This window comes from Paenibacillus sp. FSL H7-0756, from assembly GCF_038006765.1.
Lineage (GTDB): Bacteria > Bacillota > Bacilli > Paenibacillales > Paenibacillaceae > Paenibacillus_AQ.
Genome location: NZ_JBBOVT010000004.1, coordinates 26,647 through 47,394, shown reverse-complemented (window position 1 = coordinate 47,394; position 20,748 = coordinate 26,647). Strand labels below are relative to the sequence as shown.

General features: G+C 52.1%; 31 protein-coding genes and 1 pseudogene. 28 read left to right on the top strand and 4 right to left on the bottom strand.

What is annotated here, in order from left to right:
* Window positions 1-17: 17 nt before the first annotated feature.
* The 3 genes and pseudogenes from NST04_RS33870 to NST04_RS33860 all read right to left on the bottom strand — a co-directional run.
* A complete protein-coding gene (locus NST04_RS33870; RefSeq protein WP_341188203.1) occupies window positions 18-1,244 on the bottom strand; it encodes a tyrosine-type recombinase/integrase in 1,227 nt (408 codons plus the stop codon).
* 75 nt (window positions 1,245-1,319) lie between these two features.
* Entirely contained in the window at window positions 1,320-1,778 is a 459-nt protein-coding gene (locus tag NST04_RS33865; RefSeq protein WP_341188202.1) for an ImmA/IrrE family metallo-endopeptidase, read from the bottom strand.
* A 7-nt stretch (window positions 1,779-1,785) separates the two neighbouring features.
* A pseudogene (locus NST04_RS33860) lies at window positions 1,786-1,905 on the bottom strand (helix-turn-helix domain-containing protein); the annotation flags it as partial.
* 843 nt (window positions 1,906-2,748) lie between these two features.
* On the opposite strand from NST04_RS33860, the gene NST04_RS33855 reads away from it, so the two are divergent.
* From NST04_RS33855 to NST04_RS33730, 26 genes are all read left to right on the top strand, one after another.
* On the top strand, window positions 2,749-2,940 hold the full coding sequence (locus NST04_RS33855) for a helix-turn-helix domain-containing protein (RefSeq protein ID WP_341188201.1): 192 nt from the start codon (window positions 2,749-2,751) through the stop codon (window positions 2,938-2,940).
* Window positions 2,941-2,942: 2 nt separating this feature from the next.
* Window positions 2,943-3,248 (top strand): helix-turn-helix domain-containing protein, encoded by a 306-nt coding sequence (locus tag NST04_RS33850; protein WP_341188200.1) that lies wholly within the window; start codon window positions 2,943-2,945, stop codon window positions 3,246-3,248.
* On the top strand, window positions 3,245-4,066 hold the full coding sequence (locus NST04_RS33845) for a BRO-N domain-containing protein (RefSeq protein ID WP_341188199.1): 822 nt from the start codon (window positions 3,245-3,247) through the stop codon (window positions 4,064-4,066). The genes NST04_RS33850 and NST04_RS33845 overlap by 4 nt, the downstream gene beginning before the upstream one ends.
* Complete coding sequence (locus NST04_RS33840; RefSeq protein ID WP_341188198.1) at window positions 4,063-4,224, top strand: hypothetical protein; 162 nt, start codon at window positions 4,063-4,065, stop codon at window positions 4,222-4,224. Before NST04_RS33845 ends, NST04_RS33840 begins: the two co-directional genes overlap by 4 nt.
* Window positions 4,221-4,418, top strand: coding sequence for a hypothetical protein (locus NST04_RS33835; protein WP_341188197.1), 198 nt, complete (start codon window positions 4,221-4,223; stop codon window positions 4,416-4,418). The genes NST04_RS33840 and NST04_RS33835 overlap by 4 nt, the downstream gene beginning before the upstream one ends.
* Window positions 4,415-4,777, top strand: coding sequence for a type II toxin-antitoxin system PemK/MazF family toxin (locus NST04_RS33830; RefSeq protein WP_341188196.1), 363 nt, complete (start codon window positions 4,415-4,417; stop codon window positions 4,775-4,777). The genes NST04_RS33835 and NST04_RS33830 overlap by 4 nt, the downstream gene beginning before the upstream one ends.
* Window positions 4,774-4,953 carry a hypothetical protein gene (locus NST04_RS33825; protein WP_341188195.1) on the top strand — a complete coding sequence of 60 codons (180 nt, stop codon included), beginning with the start codon at window positions 4,774-4,776 and terminating at the stop codon, window positions 4,951-4,953. Before NST04_RS33830 ends, NST04_RS33825 begins: the two co-directional genes overlap by 4 nt.
* Window positions 4,950-5,486: a spore protease YyaC gene (yyaC, locus tag NST04_RS33820; RefSeq protein WP_341188194.1), complete on the top strand. Its 537-nt coding sequence runs from the start codon at window positions 4,950-4,952 to the stop codon at window positions 5,484-5,486. The genes NST04_RS33825 and yyaC overlap by 4 nt, the downstream gene beginning before the upstream one ends.
* Window positions 5,487-5,495: 9 nt before the next feature.
* Complete coding sequence (locus NST04_RS33815; protein ID WP_341188193.1) at window positions 5,496-5,765, top strand: hypothetical protein; 270 nt, start codon at window positions 5,496-5,498, stop codon at window positions 5,763-5,765.
* Between the two features lie 61 nt (window positions 5,766-5,826).
* Window positions 5,827-6,081 carry an AbrB/MazE/SpoVT family DNA-binding domain-containing protein gene (locus NST04_RS33810; RefSeq protein ID WP_341188192.1) on the top strand — a complete coding sequence of 85 codons (255 nt, stop codon included), beginning with the start codon at window positions 5,827-5,829 and terminating at the stop codon, window positions 6,079-6,081.
* 137 nt (window positions 6,082-6,218) lie between these two features.
* On the top strand, window positions 6,219-6,614 hold the full coding sequence (locus tag NST04_RS33805) for a replication terminator protein (RefSeq protein WP_341188191.1): 396 nt from the start codon (window positions 6,219-6,221) through the stop codon (window positions 6,612-6,614).
* A 26-nt stretch (window positions 6,615-6,640) separates the two neighbouring features.
* Complete coding sequence (locus NST04_RS33800; protein WP_341188190.1) at window positions 6,641-7,351, top strand: hypothetical protein; 711 nt, start codon at window positions 6,641-6,643, stop codon at window positions 7,349-7,351.
* A gap of 57 nt (window positions 7,352-7,408) precedes the next feature.
* Window positions 7,409-8,746: an AAA family ATPase gene (locus NST04_RS33795; RefSeq protein WP_341188189.1), complete on the top strand. Its 1,338-nt coding sequence runs from the start codon at window positions 7,409-7,411 to the stop codon at window positions 8,744-8,746.
* Window positions 8,746-9,834: an ATP-binding protein gene (locus NST04_RS33790; RefSeq protein ID WP_341188188.1), complete on the top strand. Its 1,089-nt coding sequence runs from the start codon at window positions 8,746-8,748 to the stop codon at window positions 9,832-9,834. Before NST04_RS33795 ends, NST04_RS33790 begins: the two co-directional genes overlap by 1 nt.
* Before the next feature lie 24 nt (window positions 9,835-9,858).
* Window positions 9,859-10,458 carry a hypothetical protein gene (locus NST04_RS33785; protein WP_341188187.1) on the top strand — a complete coding sequence of 200 codons (600 nt, stop codon included), beginning with the start codon at window positions 9,859-9,861 and terminating at the stop codon, window positions 10,456-10,458.
* Between the two features lie 12 nt (window positions 10,459-10,470).
* The gene (locus NST04_RS33780) at window positions 10,471-12,060 is read left to right on the top strand and encodes a DEAD/DEAH box helicase (protein ID WP_341188186.1); all 1,590 of its coding nucleotides are present in this window, start codon (window positions 10,471-10,473) and stop codon (window positions 12,058-12,060) included.
* A 5-nt stretch (window positions 12,061-12,065) separates the two neighbouring features.
* Window positions 12,066-12,245 carry a hypothetical protein gene (locus NST04_RS33775; RefSeq protein WP_341188185.1) on the top strand — a complete coding sequence of 60 codons (180 nt, stop codon included), beginning with the start codon at window positions 12,066-12,068 and terminating at the stop codon, window positions 12,243-12,245.
* Window positions 12,238-12,693 carry a YopX family protein gene (locus NST04_RS33770; protein ID WP_341188184.1) on the top strand — a complete coding sequence of 152 codons (456 nt, stop codon included), beginning with the start codon at window positions 12,238-12,240 and terminating at the stop codon, window positions 12,691-12,693. Before NST04_RS33775 ends, NST04_RS33770 begins: the two co-directional genes overlap by 8 nt.
* A complete protein-coding gene (locus NST04_RS33765; RefSeq protein WP_341188183.1) occupies window positions 12,690-12,914 on the top strand; it encodes a hypothetical protein in 225 nt (74 codons plus the stop codon). Before NST04_RS33770 ends, NST04_RS33765 begins: the two co-directional genes overlap by 4 nt.
* Window positions 12,904-15,156, top strand: coding sequence for an AAA family ATPase (locus tag NST04_RS33760; RefSeq protein ID WP_341188182.1), 2,253 nt, complete (start codon window positions 12,904-12,906; stop codon window positions 15,154-15,156). Before NST04_RS33765 ends, NST04_RS33760 begins: the two co-directional genes overlap by 11 nt.
* 234 nt (window positions 15,157-15,390) lie before the next feature.
* Window positions 15,391-15,789 carry a RusA family crossover junction endodeoxyribonuclease gene (locus tag NST04_RS33755; protein ID WP_341188181.1) on the top strand — a complete coding sequence of 133 codons (399 nt, stop codon included), beginning with the start codon at window positions 15,391-15,393 and terminating at the stop codon, window positions 15,787-15,789.
* 3 nt (window positions 15,790-15,792) lie between these two features.
* Entirely contained in the window at window positions 15,793-16,023 is a 231-nt protein-coding gene (locus tag NST04_RS33750) for a hypothetical protein (protein ID WP_341188180.1), read from the top strand.
* Complete coding sequence (locus NST04_RS33745) at window positions 16,020-16,181, top strand: hypothetical protein (RefSeq protein ID WP_341188179.1); 162 nt, start codon at window positions 16,020-16,022, stop codon at window positions 16,179-16,181. Before NST04_RS33750 ends, NST04_RS33745 begins: the two co-directional genes overlap by 4 nt.
* Window positions 16,178-16,636, top strand: coding sequence for a hypothetical protein (locus NST04_RS33740; protein WP_341188178.1), 459 nt, complete (start codon window positions 16,178-16,180; stop codon window positions 16,634-16,636). Before NST04_RS33745 ends, NST04_RS33740 begins: the two co-directional genes overlap by 4 nt.
* Window positions 16,637-16,649: 13 nt before the next feature.
* A complete protein-coding gene (locus NST04_RS33735; RefSeq protein ID WP_341188177.1) occupies window positions 16,650-17,753 on the top strand; it encodes a hypothetical protein in 1,104 nt (367 codons plus the stop codon).
* A 19-nt stretch (window positions 17,754-17,772) separates the two neighbouring features.
* Window positions 17,773-18,225: a sigma-70 family RNA polymerase sigma factor gene (locus NST04_RS33730; protein WP_341188176.1), complete on the top strand. Its 453-nt coding sequence runs from the start codon at window positions 17,773-17,775 to the stop codon at window positions 18,223-18,225.
* A 114-nt stretch (window positions 18,226-18,339) separates the two neighbouring features.
* On the opposite strand, the gene NST04_RS33725 is transcribed toward NST04_RS33730, so the two are convergent.
* Window positions 18,340-18,588 carry a helix-turn-helix domain-containing protein gene (locus NST04_RS33725; protein ID WP_341188175.1) on the bottom strand — a complete coding sequence of 83 codons (249 nt, stop codon included), beginning with the start codon at window positions 18,586-18,588 and terminating at the stop codon, window positions 18,340-18,342.
* A 439-nt stretch (window positions 18,589-19,027) separates the two neighbouring features.
* On the opposite strand from NST04_RS33725, the gene NST04_RS33720 reads away from it, so the two are divergent.
* Window positions 19,028-19,468 (top strand): terminase small subunit, encoded by a 441-nt coding sequence (locus NST04_RS33720; RefSeq protein WP_341188174.1) that lies wholly within the window; start codon window positions 19,028-19,030, stop codon window positions 19,466-19,468.
* A complete protein-coding gene (locus NST04_RS33715; protein WP_341188173.1) occupies window positions 19,455-20,732 on the top strand; it encodes a PBSX family phage terminase large subunit in 1,278 nt (425 codons plus the stop codon). The genes NST04_RS33720 and NST04_RS33715 overlap by 14 nt, the downstream gene beginning before the upstream one ends.
* Window positions 20,733-20,748 lie beyond the last annotated feature (16 nt).

Below are 20,748 nucleotides of genomic sequence, written 5' to 3'. Positions count from 1 at the left end.
GCTGTTTGCTCCTTGGTTTATAAGGGTTTTTGAGTGCTGGAATCAGCATTGAGGGCAGATTGGGGGCGAAGTAGGGAATCGAATTTGTCTGCGGCTGCTTGATCTGCGCTTTGAAGAGCGTGGCCGTAAACATTCATAGTGGTGGAGATATTACCGTGCCCCAGGCGTTCTGAAATTATTTTGGCGTGAACTCCCTGATTAATCAGCAGCGTGGCTGACGTATGGCGAAGATCATGGAAGCGAATATAACGGAAGCCATTCTTTTGGAGGAATTGACGGAACCAAAGATATGGCCGCTCCTGATGATAGGCTTTACCGTTCAGATGACAGAAGAGAAACTTTCGTTCTCCGCCCTCCCAAATGATTTCATTCCGATCCCGTTCTTTGGCCTGATACTTTGAATACTCTTTTAGCTCTTCCAGAACGGCGACAGGCAATGATACTTTACGCCGAGATCCTTTAGTCTTCGGAGCTTTTACGTGAGCCTCACCCTTTGGCGATAGAGCTACACTCTGTTCTATGCTGATAATGCCGGTTTTAAAATCGACGTGTTTCCATTCCAATCCTAAAAGCTCCCCGCGTCTAAGGCCGGTGGTGACCGCCAGGGTAATCATCATACGCCAATGGAACGGCTCTTTTTGGAGCGCCTGAAAAAGCTGCCTTACCTCCTGCTCATTGTAGGGGGTATTCTGCTTGCTTATGACCTTTGGCTTTTGTACGGCAGCGGCAGGATTTTCCTTAATTACTTTCCACTCTACAGCACGTTTGAAGATATTCTTCAGCACCCGATGATTAATCTGAATGGTGCCCGATGAGAGAGCTTTGCCATCTTTTCGGCTTCCCGGCTCAGCAAGCTGCTTCAAAAAGGTCACAATATGCAACGGCTTGATCTGATCGAGGCGCTGGTGGCCAAAGACTGGTATAATGTGTTTTCTTAAATTGACCTCATAGGTATAAATTGTTTTTTCTTCCAGATGCTCTTTTGCATATTTGTCTCTCCACTCCTCGACAAACGCGCTGAAATTCATCTTCTCCGGCGCAATGTATTCCCCGGCCTCCACTTCGATCTTGAATTTAACTAATTCCTCATTTAGGTAGGCTTCAAGTTTTCTTGGAGATTTAAGTAATGCCTTGTCTGATACCCGCACAGTTTTATAACGCCGGTCGCGAGATCCATTCAGTTTGTCCCCTATTTCAACTACAAGACGCCATGAAGCTTCTCCGCGTTTTTCATAATAGGGCATATTTTCACTCTCCTTAGAACATATGTTCTGTTTTTGGGTATATTTAAACAGCCTTGCGGCCGGGAAGCAAGAAGGTTAGAGGTGGACTTCAACAACATTGAGCGGGTCCAAATATATGATGTAATTATCAATCGTAACGAGAACGCCAAATTTTTCTTTAAATCGATCAATGGCTGATTGTAAAAAATCTTCAGTGACATTGATAAATTCAGCGATCTCAAAACGACCTTTAGCTCCAGAATGATGAGCTTGTACAATAGCTGACAGAGGAATGATTTTCTGATAGGCCCATTGCCTTGCCCTTAATTCCTGTTTGCGATTCCGGATGTCACTCTGATCAAGAATGTTTCCGGTTGTCGTCTCGTAATGACCCATTTCCTCCGCAAGGATGCAATGCTTTTCTATGTCAGAAATAGACTTGTCCAGCCAAATGATCTGATCTTTGTACAGTCCCTTCAGATTACCACGCAGGGTTACTTCATAGACCTCAATACCCTTTTTAGCTGTTTCTCTAAGTAGACTTTCGTAGGTCAAGGCAGCGTCACCCCCCGGCGCGAGGTCCTCTCTTCATTCTGACGAACTCCTTGAAACGCTCTATTTCTTCCAGTTCTTCCTCAGTCCATTCTTCTCCATCATGATGGGCCGCAATTGTTTCTATTTCATTATGCTCACTTAAGTACTCCTCGTAACCGGGATCGCTCATAGCGTCTTTATATTCAGCTTCCCGAAATTCAGCGTAAGCTATGGCCATTTCTGCCCCGCTCATGCCCTTCTCTTGGTAGTGGTGTAGCAGCTCTAATGGAATATCTTCTAATAAATCTCCGCTAACTTCCTCAAGATCGTAGCCGGCCGCGTTAAAAATTGTATTAGCGTCTACCAGCCAATGCTCATTTTCGATTGCAATTTTTAAAACAGTATCAATAGAAGGTTGTTTATACTCCATTCCTGAACAAAGTCTAGTTAGGTAATGTTCATCCAGCCCGGTGTCGGAGGCAAATTTCTTTACGGATCTATTGTGTCTGACTAGATTCACGATTGAAGTAAATTCACCTTTATTAAATCCATAGAGTAAAAAATCAGTAGATACACCGAGATACTCTGCAACTCTTTTCAGTTTATCGACAGCAGGGGAACTTTTATCCCATTTGTAGATAGTACCATTCCCAAATCCTAATTCTTTTTCGAGTTTGAATATGGAAGTGCCCTTCTCCTTGCAAAGTTTCTGAATAATATCTAACACAAAATAACCTCCGAATGTAGTTTATTTAGAAAATAATCAGAATAAGCGTTGACACTCTGAATATATTCAGATAAACTACAGTCAACAGCTTAATCGCTGGCAAAAAAGGAAACAAAAATAACTGTGAGACTGTTTGTCCCACCCGAAATCGTTCCCCAACGACGTTTATTTTGTGTTCCTTCTTTCTGATAATAGAATATTTTCAGATACCTGTCAACGATTTAGCTGTATTTTTTACAACTCTTTACAAAGGAGGTTTGCTAAATGCAGAACTATACCGAGTTCGGAGCTGAAGCACGAAAGGTCATGCTTCAGAAGAAGATCAAGATGAAGGATGTAGCCCGCGAGCTTGGCGTTTCTGTTACTTATGTATCAGAGATTTTCAAAGGAACGCGTCCTGGAGAGAAACAGAAGCCGCGTATCGCTGAGATGCTTGGACTGGAATGTGAGGTGTAAGCATGACAGCTCTAGAAAAGGCAATCGCAGACATCGTCGCCGTACATGTTGCTGAAGCTGAAAAGCGTATCATGGAAAGTCTTTCTATTTCAGATAACCGAACACTTACCATTCCAGAAGCGCGTGAATACCTCTCAATGAGCGACTACACCCTTCGACAACTATGCAAAACGAAGCGGATTCCGCATCGTACCGTTGGTGTGGAGGGCAGTAAGAATCCCCGTTATCTATTCAGTTCAGCCAGTCTTGATAAGTGGAAACGGGAAGAGGAAGAACGGAACTACCACTCGGGAGGAACTAGACCATGAAGCCAATTCTTCAATTTGAAGGAAGGCAAACTGTACTGACCCTGTTTCCTGATGATGTGAATATTCCATTTAAGGGGGACTTCATCATCAGTGCGAAAGACGTAGCTGCTGTTTTGGAATACCAAGGAAAGACGGCAACAAGCAATGTCCTCAAATTCTGTAAGGAAGAACACGTTTATACGGTTACAGATTCAGACCTTTTGAATCAAGAGGTCCGAAAGTTGAACAATGCCGGTGAAAAATTCATCTCGAACTTATCCCTTAACCGTGTGCTTGGCCAGTCTGAACAGCCAAAGGCGATCCCGTTTCAAGATTGGCTGTATGAAGACATGCTTCCCTCCGTGCAAAAGACTGGACAGTACGCCCTTCCTGGTAGCGAGTCCCAACTGCTCCATTTTAAGAAGGAAGCCTATATGGTGGAGATTGCCGCCAATGTACTGCGGCTACCGGAGAGCGGACGGCTCAAGTTGCTGGGCGATTTTAATCATAGGCATGGGCTGTCAGTTCCGTTGCCCGGATATGCGGTAGAAGAGGCAGTTACTGAATCGGCTACGGAGCTGCTCAAGAAGCACGCTGTAGGAATTCAAACAAAAGCCTTCAACATTCTGCTTCTGAGTCACAGAATCCTGGAAGAGAAGGAACGGCCCTCCAGCAAAGGCGGCGTCAAAACCTTCAAGTCGCTAACGGATATGGGCCTAAGCTACGGCAAGAACATTATCAGCCCGAACAATCCACGAGAAACCGCGCCACACTATTACCCGGACAAGTTTCCGGCGCTGCTGGAAGTGATCGGGTTGTCGAAAGGAGTTACACCATGAGACAAACCTGGATACTGACCCAGAATGACCCTTCGGCAGAACTGCTGAACCAATTTAAAGGCATTCTGGCTTCGCTGCAAAACGGTGCCCGCCTGAATGAGTCATGGCAAGAACCGGGAAAGCTCGTCGTCGAGTTATGGGAGGCTGAGCCTGAATGATTCGTGTAACAAGGAAAATCAGCGCTACGGAGCTTAAAGCCAAGATGGCCATATATAAGCGCCTGGAGCGCAGCGCTACCGCCTCGGGCCATGCAAAGGTTGCCGCTTACTGCCGCCGCAAGTACAACGCCTGCCGGGAGCTGCTGACAGCCGAATGGGACCAGCCGCTGAAACGGCTGAGGGCCTGCGGATGAGGGGCCCCATACAACGCGGGCAAGTTTACTGGGCTGACCTCGGCAGCGGCTCAGGCAGTGAACAGCGGGGCCAACGGCCCGCCCTGATCATACAAAATGATGTGGGAAACCTGCACAGCACTACCGTTATTGTGGCGGCCATCACGGACGGGGCTAAACGGTACATGCCTACCCATGTGTACTTAGAAACGTCGCACGGCTTATCTAAAAATTCTGTTGTCCTGCTAGAACAGGTCAGGACCATTGACAAGGCCCGGCTGGGCGACAAAATGGCCGATCTGAGCCAAGCAGAGATGTGCAAGGTGGATGTAGCCTTACACATCAGCCTGGGTCTTACTACAGGGGAGGGGTCAAGATGATGCGGCCCGATGCGAAGTCAGCAGATCCGGTAATGGATGCCATCTGGCGCAAGTTTGAACTTATGCGGATGCGCTGGCGGATAACAAGCGGTATAACTCAAGGTGAGCCGGAGGTGCTGGACGCTGCCGTAAGCTGGCTTGATTCTAAAATCGCTGAATTGGAGGTAGGCGGGTGAAAACACGTAAAGAGATTGAAGCGTTGAGCAGAAAGTTGGAAGCCATGCTTCCGGCGGATGTAACGAAGGTTGCCTTCCTGTGCATCGGCACAGACCGTTCCACTGGTGATTCGCTTGGCCCGTTGGTTGGTCGCTACTTAAAGCGCCGCGGCATCCCTAATGTCATTGGCACACTGCACGAACCTTGTCATGCCCTGAACCTTCAGGAGTGCGTTGATTCCTTAACGGGGATGTTTATCGTCGCCATTGATTCTTGCTTAGGGCAATCAGCCAGTATAGGTAAGATCAAGCTTGAAAATGGACCGATCAAACCGGGGGCAGGGGTTGCCAAGGATCTACCGCCCGTAGGGGATATCCATTTTAAAGGGATCGTCAATGTTGGCGGATTCATGGAATACTTCGTTCTCCAAAACACGAGGCTTTCCCTGGTGGACGACTTATCCACGGCAATTGGTCGGGCGATCTGCGGAGCAATTAAACGGAAGAAGGGTTTTGCTCTGGCTGAGGTAGCAAGCGGACTTGAAAGGAGTTGAGACAAACGTATGAGTATACCTGTGACAAGGGCACTGAGCTGGGGAATGGTTGCTGTAATCATTGATAATCCGGTATTTGGCAAGGAACTGCATCTATTTGAGGCAGAAGGCACTATGTCGGGCGCTTATGTACCGCCCAAGCAAATGAAAGTTACGGAGATTCGAGAGTTGAGGGACTTCCTGATCGAGCAAATGCCGCCGGATGACTTGGTCAATCTGCTGGCTACCCTGGAAAAGGCAGTAAACGAAAAAGACGACTCAACGGCTCCTACCCCGTGAATCGTCCGCATGAAAAATAATAGTTGAGGTCAGTGTACCACTGGCCAGAAGGAGATGCAATATGAAATCTACTGGAATTGTTCGCCGCATTGATGAATTGGGCCGTGTCGTTATCCCGATGGAGCTGCGCCGCACGATGGGGATTGAAAATTTAGATCCACTTGAGATTTTCGTGGATGGGGACAAGATTGTTCTGAAAAAGTATAACCCGGGCTGCACGCTGTGCGGAAGCTTGGAGGATATTGACCATATCACCGGCAAGCCGATCTGCCTTAACTGCGTGACCCATATCGTAAGTCATTTTGAAACCAATTAATTAATACCGGCGCTTCAAGCCTGGCGCCTTGCTTCGATCTGCCCAAAAAAGGATTTTTACGATTCCCGCCGTGACTTTTCTGGACGCGGGGCAGTCGCGGCGTTCACATATAACTTATAACTTGAGGAGGGGCTTTTATGAGTACAAAAAGTACGGAAATTAAGTTAGAATCACTGGCCGACGGCAGCGTATCCGAGCGTTTCAAGCAAGAGCTGGCGAAGGTTTTGACCAATATCGCTGATCCGAATACAGCAGCCAAGGCTGTCCGCAACGTGAGCGTCACCTTGACGATCAAGCCGAATGAGAAACGTGATACGGCAGAAGTATCCATCAGTGCTACCAGCAAGCTGGCTCCAGCTCTGGAAGTCCTGACGACCATCATCATGGACCGCGACAACGACGGCAAGGCCGTTGCAGCTGAGCTGAAGTCCGGCCAGCGCGGACAGTCCTATCTGGCCGATGACGGCGAAGTTGTGAGCGATACCGGCGAGCAGATCACCCCAGACGGGGACAAGATTAAGCGGATTTACTAAACCCAAATTCATAGGAGGAATTATACATGTTTGATCGCGATGCACTTGAGTTTCTAGCCCAATCCGGCAAAACAGAGTTTGTCACACTTAATGGTCAGCAATATGCGACTAAAAAGCTTTATGAAGTTACTGAGCCTACACCAGCTCCGTTGACTGTCCACAATTTGACCGGGTTGGTGCGTTACTTGCAGTCTGGCTTCGACCGCGAGGCACCGCTTCTGATACAGGTGGTGAGTCCTACACAGGTTATTGCTTCTTCTTCCTTCAATCATGATTACGCCCGGCGGAACATCATCGAGGCGAAGGCCCTACTTCCCCGGTTTGATTATGGTGATTTGTATGATGCCGAAGCGTTTGTCATCAAACTGCAATCCTGCTTTGTGAACAGCGATCAGCGTGCTGCGCTGCTGAAAGTGGTCGGAAATATCAAAGAAGAAAATGTGCGCCAGACAGGCGACGATGGTGTTTCTCAATCCGTTACTGCTAAGACAGGAGTGGCAACGGTCGAGAACGTCAAGGTGCCTAATCCGGTCACGCTGGCCCCGTTCCGTACATTCGTCGAGATTACGCAGCCAGAATCCGCCTTTGTCTTCCGGATGAAGGACGGTCCGCGCGCGGCGCTGTACGAAGCCGATGGCGGTGCATGGCGGAATACGGCGATCGCATCTATCGCCCAATACTTGAGCAAGGAACTGTCTGATTTAATCGACGGCGGTCAGATTGTCGTTATCGCTTAACCAATCATGGGCGGCCGTGGTGCCGCCCTTCATTCCCCATCATAAGGAGGAACACACGTGATCAAAATCAATAAGCTGGAAATCGAGAATGTGAAGCGAGTCAAGGCCGTCAAGATCGAGCCGACAGCAAACGGGCTTACCCTTTTGGGAGGAAAGAACAAGCAAGGGAAAACCAGCGTGCTGGATGCCATTGCCTGGGCGCTGGGCGGGAACAAGTACCGGCCTTCCCAGGCTGCGCGAGATGGTTCAGTCATTCCACCGTATCTTCACCTGACGCTTTCCAATGGCCTGGTGGTTGAACGGAAGGGGAAGAATAGCGACCTGAAAGTCGTCGATCCAAACGGCCAGAAGGGTGGGCAGATGCTCCTGGATAGCTTCGTCGAAGAGTTGGCGATTAATCTTCCGAAGTTCATGGGCTCCACTAACAAAGAAAAGGCCAACATCTTGCTGCAGATCATCGGCGTAGGCCAGCAGCTCCACGAGCTGGAAGCCAAGGAGCAGGAGGTATACAATCGCCGTCATGCCATCGGCCAGATTGCGGATCAAAAGGCCAAGTTTGCCAAGGAGCAGACCTATTTCCCGGACGCGCCGAAGGAGCCGGTATCCGCATCGGAGCTGATTCAGCAGCAGCAGAGCATCCTGGCCCGAAATGGCGAGAATCAGCGTAAGCGGCAGCATGTGGCAGCTATTCAAGCAGCATTCAGCCACCAAGGACAGGAAGTTGAACGGCTTGAACAACAATGGAAGGAAGCCAAACTGAAATACAATCAATTAAAAAATGATTTAGAGATTGCCAATAAGGACGCCATCGACCTGCAGGATGAATCCACGGAGGAACTGCAAGCCAACATCCGACAGATTGACGAGATTAACCGCAAGGTCCGCGCTAACCTGGACAAGGACAAGGCAGAAACGGATGCCAGCGAGTACCGGCAGCAGTATGACGCGCTAAGTACCGAGATTAACGGTATTCGGCAGCAGAAGACGGACCTTCTAAATACTGCACCACTGCCGCTGCCAGGGCTATCCGTGGATGATGGGGAGCTGATCTACAACGGCCAACGCTGGGACAACATGAGCGGATCTGACCAGCTCAAGGTATCCACGGCCATTGTACGTAAGCTCAAGCCGGACTGTGGCTTTATCTTGCTTGATAAGCTGGAGCAGATGGACCTGGAGACGTTGCAGGAGTTTGGCCAGTGGCTGGAGCAGGAGGGCCTGCAAGCCATCGCCACCCGGGTTAGCACCGGCGAAGAGTGCAGCATCATTATCGAGGATGGTTATGTCTCCGGGCAGGAGGGCGTCACCCTACAGCCGCCACCTGGTGAAATCGACCCGGGGCCGACATGGACAGCGACGCCAGCAGCGAACACTTGGAAAGCGGGTGAGTTTTAATGCAGGTCATTACTGGTAAAGTTCAGAAGGCCAAGAAGGTCGTTATCTACGGACCGGAAGGGGTCGGCAAGTCTTCCCTGGCTGCTCAGTTTCCCCGTCCGATCTTTATTGATACCGAGGGCAGCACCACGGAAATGGATGTAGCCCGGCTGCCGAAACCGTCAAGCTGGGAAATGCTCAAGCAGCAGGTTAAATGGGTTTGGCAGGGTGGACAGTACGGAACGCTCATTATCGACACCATTGACTGGGCGGAAATGCTCTGCGTGGAAAGTGTCTGTTCTACACATGCCAAGAACGGTATTGAGGACTTCGGTTATGGTAAGGGTTATATTTTCGTCTCCGAAGAATTGGGCCGGATGCTAAACCTTCTCAGCGATGTTGTGGATGCCGGTATTCATGTTGTGCTGATTGCTCATGCTCAGATTGTTAAATTCGAGCAGCCGGATGAAATGGGAGCGTATGACCGCTACCAGTTGAAGCTTGGGCAGAAGACGGCCAGCCGGACGGCACCGCTGGTTAAAGAATGGGCGGATATGGTGCTATTCATCAATTACAAAACCTTTTCCGTCTCAACAGATAAGGAAGGCAAGAAGAACAAGGCCCAGGGAGGCGTACGGACTGTCTACGCCACGCACCACCCGGCATGGGATGCCAAGAACCGCCATGGCCTTCCGGACGAGTTTCCGCTGGATTACGGCTATATCGCCCATATCTTCAACGGGCCGGCTCCCGCAGCACCGGCAGCAGCGCCGCCTGCCGTCCAGCAGCAAGCAGCCCCAACCGCTCCACCAGTCAGCCCGCCGCCGCAGTCACTGCCATCCATCGCCCCGCCAGCACAGCAACCGCCACAGGCTTCTGCTGGTGGGGAACTGAACCCGGCTATTCCGAAGTCCTTGCGGGATCTGATGATTCTGCACCAGGTCACGGAAGCCGAGCTTCAGCAGGCGGTGTTCCAGCGGAACTATTACCCGGTGGACACGCCAATCACCAACTATGACCCCGGCTTTATTGAAGGCGTGCTGGTAGCGGCCTGGTCAACAGTGCTGGCGATAGTTCAATCCAACCGGAACGCCGTTCCTTTCAATTAAAAAAACTTCTAGGAGGACTTATACATGAGTGAACAAGAACGCGAATTAGGCTGGGACGAAACGATTGAGAAGGACGGCGGGGAATTTACCCTGCTGCCCCCAGGTGACTACGATTTCACGGTAACGAAATTTGAGCGTGGGCGCTTCAGTGGTTCCGAAAAGATGCCGGCTTGCAATCAGGCCAAGCTGGAGCTGACCGTGCATTCGCCAGAGCATGGGGATGTAGTCGTTTTTCACAATCTGTTCCTGCATACCAAAACAGAAGGATTGTTGTCCAATTTCTTCGCCGGGATCGGTCAGAAGCGGAAGGGGGAAAAGGCGCAGATGAACTGGAATGCCGTGACAGGGCGCCGTGGCCGACTCAAGCTGGAGATTAACAAATTCCGGGGCCGGGACGGCGAGGAGCGGACGAACAACCAGGTAAAGAGCTTCTACCCTGCGGATGAACAGCAGCCTGCAGTACAGGCGCCGCCTCCTACCTATCAGCAGCTGCAGCCTGCACAGTACCAGCAGCCGCAGCATCAACAGCCCCAAACCAATCAGCCGCCGCCACAATATCAGCAGGCCCCGTTCCCAACCTCTCCTCCCCCACAAGGCGGGAACTGGTCCAACGGGCAATTTTAAGGGGGATGTCTTATGGCTATGGAGCTTAGACCCTATCAAGAGGCATCCCGGCAATCGATTCAAGAGGAGTGGAGAAAGGGCGTCCGTCGGACGCTCCTGGTCCTCCCTACGGGCTGCGGGAAGACCATTGTGTTCAGTAAGGTGATTGAGGATCAGGTAAAGCTAGGCAAGCGCGTGCTCGTCCTGGCTCACCGTGGGGAGTTGCTGGACCAAGCTGCCGATAAGCTGGCCAAGTCTACCGGGCTGGGCTGTGCAACCGAAAAGGCGGAGCAGACTTCCATCGGGAGCTGGTACAGGGTGGTAGTGGGCAGCGTGCAAACCATGATGCGACTCAAGCGCCTGCAGCAATTCGGTGCTGACCATTTTGATGTGATCATCATCGACGAGGCGCACCATTGCCTGTCAGACAGCTATCAGCGGGTCCTGGACTATTTCAAAGAGTCGAATGTCCTGGGCGTTACGGCCACACCGGACCGGGGAGACATGCGAAACCTGGGCAGCTACTTCGAGAGCCTGGCCTACGAATACACACTGCCCAAGGCGATCAAAGAGGGATTCTTAAGTCCGATTAAGGCAATGACCATTCCGCTGAAACTGGACTTGTCCACAGTAGGTCAACAGGCTGGGGATTTCAAGAGCAGTGACCTTGGCACCGCGCTGGACCCGTATCTGGACTCTATCGCTGCTGAAATGTGGCGGGTGGCCAAGGACCGGAAGATTGTTGTGTTCCTACCGCTGGTGAAGACCAGCCAGAAATTCACTTCTATATTAAATGCGATTGGCTTTCAGGCTGCCGAAGTCAATGGTGACTCTCAGGACCGGGCAGAGATACTGTCCGATTATGATTCCGGCAAGTACAACGTTCTGTGTAATAGCATGTTGCTGACAGAGGGCTGGGATTGCCCCAGCGTGGATTGCATCGTCGTGCTTCGGCCGACCAAGGTCCGCAGCTTGTACAGTCAGATGGTTGGGCGCGGTACCCGACTGTTTCCCGGCAAGGAGGAGCTGCTGCTGCTGGATTTCCTCTGGCACACGGAGCGGCACGAGCTGTGTCACCCCGCCCACCTGATCGCTGAAAATGAAGAGGTTGCCCAGGCCATGACTAAGCAAATTGAAGAGTCTGGACTGGCGCTGGACTTGGAAACTGTCGAAAAGCAGGCGGCTGAGGATGTCATTGCTCAGCGTGAAGAGGCCTTGGCCAAGATGCTGAATGAGATGAAGCGCCGGAAGGCCAAACTGGTTGATCCGCTTCAATTTGAAATGAGCATCCAGGCGGAGGACCTCTCCAGCTATGTTCCTTCATTCGGCTGGGAAATGTCGCCACCGAGTGAAGCGCAGGTCAGAACGCTGGAGAAGCTGGGCATCCTGCCCGAAGCCATCGATAACGCCGGTAAGGCGACGAAGCTGCTGGAACGGCTGGATAAACGGCGTACCGAAGGATTGACAACGCCGAAGCAGATCCGTTTCCTGGAGAACAAGGGCTTTGAACATGTGGGCACCTGGTCATTCGATCGGGCAAAGAATCTGATTGACCGTATTGCTGCTAACGGATGGAGAACACCTGCTGATATCAATCCTAAAGAGTATCGACCAGGGGAGTGAATAGGATGCGTAAGCGCAGAGTAATCCTTTTTGAACTGCATGGACGTTCTGGAAATACGATTTGCAATTCAATTCGCAATTTCACTACTGAGGATTCCGACGAGAAAATCCAAGCAGAATTTAAGGAATGGAAAGAGGAAGCACTGAGCGAGATTAGCGCAAATTGGAGTGATTATGATGAATAATGTTAAGTACCGGGCCTGGGACCGCAAGTTGAAAGCTATGTTCCCGGTTCACAAATTGGAATGGAATAAAATCGACAATGAGCTGATGTTCCTGTCTGGCGTGGACATCCACGACAAGGATTCCGATTGGTCGGGTAACGTGGCCTATGGAGGGCATGCTGCCAAAATGACGGGCACGCCAGCGCAACCACGGTTTGAACTGATGCAATACATCGGGCGGAGAGATCGCATTGATCAGGAGATTTGCAAGGGGGATGTTGTGGATTTTATAGATACATCCCATGAGGATAGTCCAGTCAAAACGGGTGTCGTTCGATTCGCTAACGCCTCATATTATATTGACTGCGGTTATTCCAATCATTACCGCTGGGTCGATTATGACTGCCTTGTTATCGGAAATATTTATCAGAATCCGGGGCTGCTCCAGGGAGAGGTGGAGAATTCATGAATGAAGAACAGAAAACTCTTCTTCTGAAAATCATGGAGTTGCCAGTGGGGACTATCATCCGGAAGGGGAAAACGGAACGGATACTATGTGGTTTAATGCCAGGAATGATTGTCTATAGAACAAAGCGTTCTAAAACAAAGTTTACAGCCTTAAATATCCTATCCTTCATCAAGTGGGCTGAAAAAGCGGAAATTCTGGAAGGTGAAGCAGATGGAACATAAATTGGATCTGGTTGCCCTGCTTGGCCATGTGGATCCAGTGTTCCTGAATTACCAGGAATGGGTCAATGTCGGCATGGCACTGAAATATGAAGGATACACAGCCAGCGACTGGGACGAGTGGAGCCGGCGGGATGGCGGGCGGTATCATCCTGGCGAATGCTTCAAGAAGTGGACCAGCTTCGAGGGTACCGGCAATCCGGTGACCGGGGCGACCATCACACAGATGGCTAAGGATAACGGCTGGCTGCCGCGTTCCGCTCATGATCGGGAACTGGATTGGGACGATGAGATTTCCGGCGGTTCAGGGGATTACGTCGTCGTGGATAAGAACTGGATTGAAGGGAAAGAGATCCATGAACCGGTTGAATGGAACCCTGTGCAGCAGATAACAACGTATTTGGGTGCTTTATTTGAAGCCTCCGAGAACGTTGGCTATGTGACAGAAGCCTGGCAGAGCGAGGATGGGAAATGGCTGCCCACCAAAGGGGCATGGGACCGGACGGCCGGAGAGCTGATCGAGCTGCTGCATATGTGTGACGGCGATATCGGGCAAGTCTTTGGGGATTACAAGGCGGAAGCGGGGGCTTGGATTCGCTTCAATCCCTTGGACGGCAAGGGCGTTAAGAATGAGAACGTTACGGAATTCCGGTATGCGTTGGTGGAATCCGACACGATGGACATTGAGAAACAGAATGCCGTCATGCGGGAGCTGGAGCTGCCGATTGCCGTCATGGTCTACAGCGGAGGCAAGAGCCTGCACGCCATTGTGCGGGTCGATGCGGCCAATTACGATGAGTACCGCAAGCGGGTGGATTATCTGTATGACATCTGCAAACGGAACGGGTTGGCCATCGATAAGCAAAACCGTAACCCTTCCCGGCTGTCACGGCTGCCGGGCGTGGAGCGGGCCGGCAAGAAGCAATTCATCGTGGACACGAACCTGGGCAAAGCGAGCTGGGCGGAATGGCATGAATGGATTGAGGGGATCAACGACGATCTGCCGGACCCGGAGAGCCTGACGGAATCCTGGGACAACATGCCTGCACTTGCACCGCCTTTAATAGAAGGAATGCTGCGGCAGGGTCATAAGATGCTCATGGCTGGGCCGTCAAAGGCCGGCAAGAGCTTCGCGCTGATTGAGTTAAGCATTGCCATAGCCGAGGGCATCAAGTGGCTGGCCTGGCAATGTACCAAGGGCAAGGTGCTGTATGTCAATCTGGAGCTGGACCGGGCCAGCGCCTTGCACCGCTTCAAGGATGTGTACACTGCCCTGGGGCTGCCACCGAGCAATATCGGAAATATCGATATCTGGAACTTGCGGGGGAAGTCGGTGCCCATGGATAAGCTGGCCCCGAAGCTGATCCGGCGGGCAGCCAAGAAGAACTATATCGCAGTCATTGTGGACCCGATTTATAAGGTGCTGACCGGCGACGAGAACAGTGCGGACCAGATGGCCCACTTCACCAACCAGTTTGACAAGATAGCGACCGAGCTGGGGGCTTCCGTGATCTACTGCCATCATCATTCCAAGGGGCAGCAGGGCGGCAAGAAGTCGATGGACCGGGCATCCGGCAGCGGCGTATTCGCCCGCGATCCGGACGCGCTGATCGACCTGGTAGAGCTGGAGGTCACGGAGGCCCTGCTGCTGCAGGAGGAGAACAAGGTCACCTGCAGCGTCTATCAGCGGTACATGGCCCGGTACAACCCGCAGTACCTGGCGCAGTCCGTCTCCCAGGACGATGCACTCAGTGCCAAGGCCATGGAGGATCATGCGCGCCGGGCTATCTACAATACGGAGCAGGATGCAGTCGCCGAAGAGATCAAGCGGGCGCTGGAAGCGGTACGGGCACGGTCAGCCTGGCGCGTAGAAGGCACGCTGCGGGAGTATGCCAAGTTTGCTCCTGTGAATATGTGGTTCCAGTACCCCGTTCATCGGGTGGATGAGGTCGGTAGCCTGAAAGACATCGACCCGGAAGGGGAGTCCGCTCCTCCATGGCAAAAGGCCACGGGTAAGCGCAAGGAGAAGGCACAGAAGGAGCGCCGGAGCAAGGCAGAGGAGTTTGAGGCTGCCGTGAACAACTGTAATTTCGGTGAACCCCCTACGGTATTAGATATCATTGAATGGTATGGTTCAACCGGAAAAGAGGTTGCCGAGCGCACCGTAAGAGATTGGGTGAAACGGTATGGCTACGAAATCGACCGCTCAAAGGGATTCCGTATAGTCAAAAAGGAAGAAGAATAATTGCGGCGGCAAACATTGATTTATGCTTGCCGCAAGTTGCGAAACATGGTTGCTGCATTTCTGCAAGAAGTTGCGGGGAATATGACACGAGTATGATTGCCGCAAGGTACGGCGGCGACCACTATATATAAATATATAAGGATAAGGGAAGGGGGTATAAAAATCCCCCTTCCCCCTCCCCTACATTTATCACCGCGAGAAAAACGGAAAAGTTAAAAAATGGGAGATGACAACATGCCGACTGAATTCTTCATGCCGATGAAAAAGGTTCCGACGATCACGCACCAGCAGAAACAGGTGGCGGTTGTCAATGGCAAACCGGTCTTCTACGAGCCAGAGGAGCTGAAGGCGGCACGGGCGAAGCTGATGGCACACCTTGGACAGCATACTCCTGTTCGCGCCTATATTGGTCCGATCCGGCTGACGGTGAAGTGGTGTTTCCCGCTGAAAGGCAAGCACCAGGACGGGGAGTACAAATCGACGAGGCCAGACAACTCTAATATGCAAAAGCTGCTCGAAGACTGCATGGAAGATTTGAGGTTTTACAAAGATGATGCGCAGATCGCCAGCTTGATCGTGGAAAAGTTTTGGGCGAAGCTGCCGGGCATTTATATCAAGATACAGGAGCTGTAGGCCATGGACTATAAGGCACTGTTCTGGGATGTGTATCAGTGGACGCAGCAGGTCAACGAGGCAGCCGCCCGGCACGGGATGCAGAACCCGGAGTTTTGGCAATGGGTTGCTGACTCCACCGGTGCGATTTGCCGCAAATATAACGACCACCGGCTGGCCATTAAGCAAATGGTCATGATGGTGGAATGGCTTGAAGAAGTCTATGAGAAGCAGCGGGGAGGAGCAGGTGGATGAACTGGAGGAACGCAACGGATCGAGAGCTTCAGGTTGTGCTGCAGGACCCTATGGCATCTTCTTGGGACATCATCGCAGCCAAGGAAGAGATTAAACGCCGGAAACCCAGGAAGTGGGACAGGGCGCAATACAAGATCAAGGAGGTGCCAGCGAGATGACCATTAACGCCTATCAGGCGGCCAAGCAGTTCCGCGACATTGTTGACGGCGTTAAGAAAGATTACGAGCGTGCCGTGCATGACGAGCAGCATTACAGCGATGAATGCACTGATTTGGTACATGCACTGGAGCTGCTGAAGCTTACGCCCCGGCAACGGCTGGAGTTGGGGAGTCAGCTGGGGGTCAGCCGCTGGAACCGGAGAAAGGCCAAAGAGGACAAGGAACTGCTTCAGCCGCTGGCGGAGTATCTTCGGCGGCAGAAAGGGATGGCTGGGGAACTGGCCGCTGTGGTAGAACGGATTGAGGAGCTGCAGCAGCTTCAGGCCGTGCGGGTATACACGCCCAAGGTACGCAAGGATCTGGGTGCAACCTTCGCACACCGTCAGCGGGAGCGGACAGCTGCGGCGGCAGGATATGTACGGAGAGTTCGGCGAGTGCGGTACAACCTGTCATGAGGGGGTGGCTGTCATGATTGACCGTACAACTGGTTCGCGAGTGGGCTATGCAGGAACGTCTGCACCCAGCCGAGTCGTTGAGTATAGCAGCAAAGGCGCCAGCGGCGTCCGGGAATATACTCTTACGCCGGAGGAACTGGAAGAAGTCCGGCAGAAGTATCCGGCTACGAAACGGGATAAGGATTTTAAAAAACCTGTGGTCCAGCGGACGAAGGAAGACATAGCTTCCGAAAAGAAGCGCCTAGAGAAGAGAGAACATCAAAACCAAGAGGGGGCTGACGACATGACAGGACAGCGGATGAGTAAAGAGGGCCCGAGTTGCGGGCTGACCAAGCAAGGATTTATCGAGCAGATAGCCGCAGGAGAAACAATCGGCAGCATTGAAAAAGCCTGGGGCATGAAGTTTAACACCTTGTCGTGGTGGGTCAAGAAGTGGGAGCTGAAGGGCATTAACGCAGCCAAGGCACAGGAGCTGCTTGCAAAGGGCACGCCCAAGGAAACCCAATTGCCCCGCGATAAGGAGGCAATGCCGTTGCAGGTAACGGCGGTTTCACCCGAATTGTACAAGAAGGCGCAGCAGGAGATCGAGGAGTTAAAAGCAGCGTTGTCCGCTACGCAGCCTATATCCCATGACATGATTAAGGGTTATAAGGCTGAAGCTGAACGCTGGAAGGCTCAGGCGACCGAAGCCGTAGCGCTTGCCGGCAAAGCTGCTGAGGAGTTTATGGCCAGGATTGAACAGCTCCAGGCAGCACGCCGGGGAGAAGCGGCCCGAAACGATGAGCTTCGGCTGGAGCTAGATCAGGCTGTTGCTGTTCGGGAAACCGCCGAGCTTGATTTGGGGCTGGCTGAGACCCGATGCGTCCAGTATGTGGAGACCATCGATCAGCTGGCAACGCAATGTGATGGGCTTCAAGAGGAGCTGAACCGCTTGATTACCGAGCGCGACGACCTGGTAGCCGAAGTGGAGGAACTGCGTGACGATATCCGTCGGTTGCGAGAAATTCAAACTCTTGCAGCTGCGCCGACCACGGATGTGCATCTGCTGGACCGGAGTATTGCCGAGCTGACGCGGGCCAAGTGGATTATAAACCGCTTATCTGCTTCAGGTGAATAACTTAACAGGGGGTCACAGCATGAAAGCAACTTGGATCGAAACCCTGATCGGGCAGTATGCTGCTGAGACGCATGTGCTGGAGCGGTACCGGGATTCCCTGGACCTCTCCCTGCCAGCGGCAGCAGAGGAGGCGGAGACGGTCTCCGGGATGCTGGCGGACATGCGTTATGCATTGACCTGGATGCGGCGCGGCAGACGGCCAGGGAGCCGCAGAGGGGCCGAGCGGACGGATGTCTACCGGCAGAGGGAAGTGTATGTCAAGCTGTCTGGTGCGCAGATGGGTGGGGCCGAGCGGCTGCGGATGGTAGAGGCGCTACTGGCGCTGAGCGACCGAGAGCGAACATGCTTCCTGCTACACATGGCACAGGGCTTGACGCTTCAGGAGATTTCGGATAAGCTGGATTTATCAAAGGCATCGGTTCAGAAGTATGTGACAAGGGCGAGGGAGAAAATTTCTGAGCAATTTATATAGTCTTGTCATACGTACTGTCATACACCATGCCATACAGCCAGCAGTGCTATAAGTCTGTCTATCCCGAGTCCTCCAGTGCGGAGGGCTCTTTTTTGCGTTAAAAAAAGCCCGGCATCACTCACCGGGCTTGTCTGTTTTAGGCTTGCGATTGTATATGCTGGCCGCTTCCTTCCGCTCCAGGACATCGGACCGGAGGAATAGGCGTTCGCGCCCAGTGTCCTTGATCGGCACAAGCTTCCCGCTCTGAACAAACTTGTGCAGGTTCTGCCGGCTGCAGTCCATGATCTCCATCGCTTCCGATGTGCCTACTACTTCCCGGGCGATCCATTCGGCCAGTTCTTCTTTGCTGTTGAAGGTGTACATTACCACTTCACCACCAAAATAATCAGGTTAATAATGCTTATCGCCAGCGTAGCATAGGTTACCATGTTTGTAGTCTTTTGAGTCATGGTTCATCGCTCCTTATATTATAATTATGTTATACTGAAGGAAAGACGGCCCTTGTTATTCATCCCCTACCGCCTGGCCCCTTGCGGGGCCGAGGTTTCGGGTTTCACTACTTGAGCAGTAGTTTGATGAGGGTGAGGATTTGGACGATCAAGCCGATGATTGCAGTCACCGATTTGATTTTGTTGTCCCTTTCCTCTTTCCGTCTTTCACTTCGTTTCTTCATCATTATCACCTCCTTATATATACATTATAGCATATTAGTTTACCTACGTCAACATATATTCTGTTTGAAGTCCGGTCATTTGATCGGGCTTTTTCGTATTTCAAGAAGAAAGAGGGTGGGTGAAATGCCATGAAATTAACCGAAAAACAGAAGCGTTTCGCCGATTATTTTATCGAGACCGGCAATGCAACGGAGTCGGCCCGCCTTGCCGGATACAGCCGCAAGACAGCGCCGGACATAGGTCACGAAAACCTCCAGAAGCCCCATATTCGGCTATACATTGATGAGCGGATCGCGGAGAAGGATGCTAAGCGGATTGCCAAGCAGGACGAGGTGCTGGAGTTCCTAACTGGCGTGCTTCGAGGTGAGGAGCAGGAGCAATTCCCGCTTGGCCTTGGCATGGGGGAGCAGCGCCTGGTCAAGAAGGATCTGAACGGCGCGGACCGGATCAAGGCGGCGGAGCTGCTGGGCAAGCGGTACGGGATGTGGGTGGACCGGCAGCAGATTGACGGGACCATGGGCGTTCAGATCATTGACGATATTGGGGATGGCTCCGATGAATCAGATTAAGCTGTCCGAGATCGTTACACCGCAGTTTCAATCCTTCTGGCGGGCGTCCAATTCGCACCGCTACCTGCGGCATGTGCTGAAGGGCGGGCGCGGATCGGCCAAGTCAACCCATATCGGCTTGAAGGTCATCAAGGATGTGATGAAGTACCCGGTTACAGCGCTGGTCATCCGGAAGGTTGCCCGCACGCTGGAGGAATCGGTATTCGAGCAGCTCAAGGAGGCCATTGAGATCCTGGGCGTGTCGGCTTATTGGCGTGTGCTGAAATCTCCACTCCAGCTGATCTATCTGCCCCGTGGGAATCGGATTATTTTCCGAGGGGCTGACGACCCGCTGAAGCTGAAGTCGATTAAGGTCAGCAAGTTCCCGATTGCGATTATGTGGATCGAGGAGCTGGCCGAGTTTAAAACGGAAGAAGAGGTTACGACCATCGAAAACTCTGTGCTTCGTGCAGAGCTGCCCGATGGTCTTTTTTACGCCTTTTACTATAGCTACAACCCGCCGAAGCGTAAGCAGAACTGGACCAACAAGAAATATGAGTCCCAGTTTAAACAGGCGAATACCTACGTGCATCACTCCACGTACCTGGACAACCCGCATTTGTCCAAGGCTTTCCTGGAGGAGGCCGAAGAGGCCAAAACCAAGGGGAAGATCGACAAGGACGGCCTGTCCTTACGGTACAAGTGGGAATATCGCGGAGAAGCTATCGGCAGCGGGGTTGTGCCGTTCGATAATTTGATCTTCCGCACCATCACGGACGATGAGATCAAGAGCTTTGATAACATTAGGCAGGGCATCGACTGGGGCTATGGTGTGGACCCGGTATCCTTCGGCCGCTGGCACTACGATAAGACGCGCCGTCGCTTGTACGCCTTGGATGAGCGGTACGGTGTGAAGATCAGTAACCGGGAACTTGCCGAGTGGATCAAGACGCGGAAATATCACGATGTGATCTCTACAGCCGATTCTGCCGAGCCGAAGTCCATTGATGAAATGAAGACCCACGGCATCCGGATTCGCGGAGCCAAGAAGGGTCCAGGCAGCGTGGAGTATGGCGAGAAGTGGCTGGATGATCTGGAAGAAATCGTGATAGATCCGAAGCGGACGCCCCACACGGCCAAGGAGTTCGAGGATATTGATTACCAAGTGGACGCGGATGGCAATCCACGCGCCAAGCTGGAGGAGAAGGACAATCATAGCATTGACCAATGCCGCTACGCCTTAGAAGGCGACATGGACCGTTCCGGCGTGTCGTTCAAGAAATAACAGGAAGGGAGGGGGA